Origin of the sequence: Synechococcus sp. R8-2 (assembly GCF_047461715.1) — a bacterium.
GTDB lineage: Bacteria > Cyanobacteriota > Cyanobacteriia > Thermostichales > Thermostichaceae > Thermostichus.
The window spans coordinates 1-4,704 of record NZ_JANSHQ010000403.1; the positions used below are offsets into that span (position 1 = coordinate 1).

The window sequence follows — 4,704 nt, forward strand, 5'->3', positions numbered from 1 at the left end:
GGGGGGGGAGGAGGGTCAGCTGTACGGGTTGAATGCTTCCGGTCGCAGCCCAGCCGCCCTGACGCCGGAGCGGTACCGGGACCATGGGCGGATCCCCCCCTACGATTGGTTAGCGGTGACGGTGCCGGGGGCAGTTTCCGCTTGGCAGACCTTGCACCGGCGCTGGGGAAAGCTGCCGTTCGAGCGTCTGTTTGTGCCTGCCCTTCGTCTGGCGCAAGAGGGATTTCCGGTCTCTCCCCGGGTGGCCCAACTGTGGCAGGCGGCGGAGTCCATCTATTTGCCCCTGCCAGATCCCCGCCACGAGGCCTTCAAGGCCGTTTTCTTTCCCCAAGGGCGTGCCCCACGGGCTGGGGAGCGCTGGAGCAGCCCCCTGCATGCCCAAACCCTAGAAGAGATTGCCCGTAGCGGTGGGGAGAGTTTTTACCGGGGGGAGCTGGCGGAGAAGTTGCTGGCTTTCTCGGAGGCCACGGGCGGCTTCCTGTCCCCCGCCGACTTGGCCCAGCACCAGGCCGATTGGGTGGAACCCATCCATACAGATTACCGCGGCTACACCGTCTGGGAGATCCCCCCCAACGGGCAGGGCATTGCCGCTTTGATGGCGCTCAACCTTTTGGAGGGTTTTGAGCTGGGTCGGATCTCCTACGATGCCGGCGAGCGCTATCACCTGCAGATTGAGGCAATGAAGCTGGCCTTTGCCGATGTGAGCCGACAGGTGGCGGATCCGGAGTATGTGCGGGTCAGTCCTGCCCAGATGCTGGATAAGGCTTATGCACAGCGGCGGCGGCAGTTGATCGGGAGGGAGGCGATCCCCCTGGCCCAGCCAGGGCTGCCGGAGGGGGGAACGGTTTACCTGGCTGCAGCTGATGGTGAGTTGATGGTGTCTTTGATTCAGTCGAATTTCGATGGCTTCGGCAGTGGTCTGCTGGTTCCGGGCACGGGCATTGCTCTCCACAACCGCGGCACGGGTTTCACCCTGGAGCCCGGTCATCCCAACCAGGTGGGCCCCCGCAAGCGCCCCTACCACACGATCATCCCCGCTTTTCTATCCAGAGAAGGGATCCCCCTCGGCCCTTTTGGTGTCATGGGGGGGGCAATGCAGCCCCAAGGCCATGTGCAGGTGGTGGTGAATTTGGTGGATTACGGCCTGAACCCCCAGGCGGCTCTGGATGCGCCCCGCTGGCGAGTGCTGTGGGATCAAGGGATCCCGCAAGTGGCCCTGGAGAGCACGGTGCCGCCCCAGGTGGTGCGCGAACTCTCTGCCCGCGGCCATGCGGTGCAGGTGGTGGAGGCAGAAGAGGATTACGGCCTTTTTGGCCGGGGACAGATCCTCTTGCGGGATGGGGATCACTTCATTGCGGCTTCCGAACCCCGTGCCGATGGCCTAGCCCTGGCGTGGTAGAGTGCCTAGCTCATCACCATGCCACCATCGATGGCAAAAACCTGTCCCGTGATGTAGGCCGCCGCCGGATCTGCCGCCAAAAAACGCACCAGCCCCGCCACTTCTGCCGGGGATCCCAGTCGCCCCAGGGGGATCTGCGCCAAAATCGGGCCGGGATCCAGTTTTTCGGTCATTTGGGTGGTGATGAACCCCGGTGCCACGGCGTTGACGGTGATGTTGCGGCTGGCCAGCTCGCGAGCTGCTGTCTTGGTGAGGCCCACCACCCCTGCTTTGGCGGCGCTGTAGTTGGCCTGGCCGGCATTGCCCACCAAGCCCACCACCGAGGTGATGTTGATGATGCGCCCCTGGCGCTGCTTCACCATGATCTTGGCGGCTGCCTTCAGGCAGAGAAAGACCCCCGTCAGGTTGAGATCCAGCACCGCCTGCCAATCTTCTGGCTTCATGCGCAGCAGCAGGGTGTCGCGGGCCATGCCGGCATTGTTCACCAGCACATCCACCCGACCCCACCGCTCCATCACCTGGGCAAACAGGCTCTCCACCGCCTCTGGGCAAGACACATCGGCGGCCACAGGGATCCCTTCTCCCCCCAGGGCCGCGATCTCTTCCACCAGAGACTCGGCTTCGGCAGCGGAGCGGGCGTAGTTGATCGCCACTTTTGCTCCAATGGCCCCCAGGTGCAGGGCAATCGCCCGGCCAATGCCCCGGCTGGCTCCGGTGACCACAGCCACCCGGTCTTGGAGGGAAGGCAAAGGGAGAAGCTCAGACATAAGCGGCAGGTTCCTCGTGATTCGGACAGCCGCAACAGTATAGGATGCTTTAGAGCCCTCTGGTTGCCACTGGCTTCCCTGCGATCGCTTGCGCTGCGTCCCTCATAACCGCCGTTCGCGCTACTTGGATGGAGTCCTTCGGCATAGGCAGGAGGGATCCCACGGCTCTGTGCAGTCACCCTGCCCGCAAGATGTGTTGACGGACGGATTCCCAGACCAACGGGCGAGCAGAGCCGGACTATGATCAAAGGCTAGGCCGCAGCAGAGGAACTGTCCATGCAAGTGGAGTTTCGCGAGTGCGATCCGGGAAATCTGTGGATCTGGTTTGAGTTTGCCGAGCCGCCGGTCGAAGCTGAGCTGGAGTACCTCAACGAGGTGCTGGAGTCGTGGTACGTGTTGGGCAAGCTGGGCGGATTTAACGCCGAGCGTCTGGTGGCCCAAGAGGCCGAGGTGGATCTGAGCTATCTGGAGTATCCCAACGAATCGGAGCCCTTGCCTTCCCTGATGCACAACATGGGATCCCTGGAAGAGAAGGACAACTGGGCCCGCTGCTGGTTTGATCTGGGCACCGCCGATGCGATGGCGCTGGATGTGTTGATCAACGCCCTGCGCACCCTCAGCCTGGAATACATCGGCCTCAGCCGCGTGATTATCGGCGGGCAAAATGAGGATTGGCCAACGGCGGATCCGGAGGAGATGGATGACATGGATGACTACGATCTAAACGGCTATGTGCGGGATCACAGGGAGGAGGAAGGAGGGCTGGAATAGCGGGATCCCTGCCTACTCCAAGTAGCCCAGCTCTTGCATCTGCCGCACCAAGTCGGCATCGCTTTCCACATTCACCTTGCGAGGAGCCGTGCTAGGCCGCCGGGACTCTGCCCAGCTCACCCAGGCTCTCAGCCCATGCTGTAGGCGAGCCAGCCAAGCCTGGGGCCAGCCGGTCTCCACCGCCGACCCGTCGTGACAGCGTTGCGGATCAGCATCAGGGAGAGAGGACACGGGATCCCCGTTGCCGACCCAAAGCAGATCCCGCAGCTCCGCCGGATCCTGCTCCAGGTTGTAGAGGCTGGGACGATCCCCCGTTTGGATGAGCTTGGTCATCCCCTCATAGAGGGCACGGCGGATGTCGTAACAGGCACGCGCCCGCAGCAGGCTGTCGTTACGGCTTTCCATAGCCCGAATGAGGAGGTGGGGCGGGAAGGCTTCGCTGAGCACTGTTCCCTGCTCGGGATCTTCCCCTGCCAAGGTGCGGGCCAAGCTGAGGCGGGCGACCTCGCGGCGGAGCTTGAGGCTGACACAGGGGGCACCGTTGGGGGAAAGGTTGGGGCTAAAGCCGGCAGCTTCCAGGAGGGTATGGAAGAGGCGGCGGGTGGAAACAGGGGTGGCAATGCGTTTTCCTGCCGGGAAGTGGCCGGGATAGCGCAGGATGAGGGGCACGCGGATCAGCTCTTCGTAGACCACAAAGGCGTGGCCGACGAAGTCGTGTTCTCCCAGGCCTTCGCCGTGATCGGCGACGATGGCCACCAGCGTGTTCTGCTCCAGGCCGGTGTGGCGCAGGGTGTCGAAGACGGATCCCAGTAGGTGATCTTGGTAGGCCACCTCAGCATCGTAGATATCCCGCAGCACCTGCGCTTGCAGTGGAGAAAGGGGCTGCGGCAGGGGCGCCATCCAGCGGTAGGGCTGGGCGTTGTATTGGCGCAAAAAGTCGCGGGCCTCGCGGTTGCTTTTGAAATAGGGGGCGTATTTCTGCACAAAGGGCTCCGGCGGCCAGTAGGGCAGATGGGGCTCCATCAGGTTGACAAAGCAAAAGAAGGGCCGTGCTCCGGGATCCGACCGGCGGCGGGCCATCTGCTGCAGGTAGCGGTTGAGGTCGGCAATCGAGGCGGCGGTGTTGCCTTTGAAGTTGAGCAGGCGGGTCCAGAGGGAGGCAAACCAGGGGTGCAGCGCCAGCTGGAAGAGGGCGTCGGAGCGGGCAAAGGCGTTTTGCACCGGATAGGAGAGCCGCCGCCAAAATTGGGTGTAGGCGGCCAGCCAGCGGTTCAAGGGGGCGGGCAAGGGGGTGCCTTCGGGGGGGCGGGTGGGCAGAGCGCCACCGTAGTTGTAAAAGGTTTCAAAGCCGCGCCGCAAGCCGTTTTTCAGGATCCCCACCAGAGGGTTGTTGCAAAAGCCCACAGTGGTATAGCCGCTCAGCTGCAACAGCTCTGCCAGGGTGGGCAGGGCGGGGCTCAGCTCCAGATCTGCTTGGACAGTCTGGTGGGTGCTGGGATATTCCCCCGTAAACAGGGAAGCGTGGGAGGGGATGGTCCATTGGGCAGGGGCGATGGCCCGCTCGAAGAGGGTGGATTCGGCGGCCAGCCGATCCAGGTTGGGGCTGGTGGGCAGTTGGCGGGCACGCTCCGCTTCTGACCAATAGCAGGAGAGACGATCCGCCCGCTGGGTATCCAGCACGATCAGCAGGATGTTGGGGCGTTCTACGGCAGCAGCGCCGGCCCTTGCGGGGGAATGTCCTGTTTGCGCCACTCGGACGGAGTCCTC

4 protein-coding genes are annotated in these 4,704 nt (G+C 63.5%); 2 read left to right on the forward strand and 2 right to left on the reverse strand.

Features of this window, described 5'->3' with window-relative positions:
- Positions 1–1,399, forward strand: a 1,399-nt coding sequence (locus tag NW819_RS09850; protein ID WP_414413627.1) for a gamma-glutamyltransferase family protein, incomplete at its 5' end; no start/stop codon positions are given.
- Between the two features lie 5 nt (positions 1,400–1,404).
- Here the strand turns inward: NW819_RS09850 and fabG are convergent.
- Entirely contained in the window at positions 1,405–2,166 is a 762-nt protein-coding gene (gene fabG, locus NW819_RS09855; protein ID WP_011433672.1) for a 3-oxoacyl-[acyl-carrier-protein] reductase, read from the reverse strand.
- 276 nt (positions 2,167–2,442) lie between these two features.
- Here fabG and NW819_RS09860 point away from each other — a divergent pair, with 276 nt between their 5' ends.
- Positions 2,443–2,937, forward strand: coding sequence for a DUF3531 family protein (locus tag NW819_RS09860; RefSeq protein ID WP_414331319.1), 495 nt, complete (start codon positions 2,443–2,445; stop codon positions 2,935–2,937).
- Between the two features lie 12 nt (positions 2,938–2,949).
- Here the strand turns inward: NW819_RS09860 and NW819_RS09865 are convergent.
- Positions 2,950–4,704, reverse strand: a 1,755-nt coding sequence (locus tag NW819_RS09865; RefSeq protein ID WP_414413628.1) for a sulfatase, incomplete at its 5' end; no start/stop codon positions are given.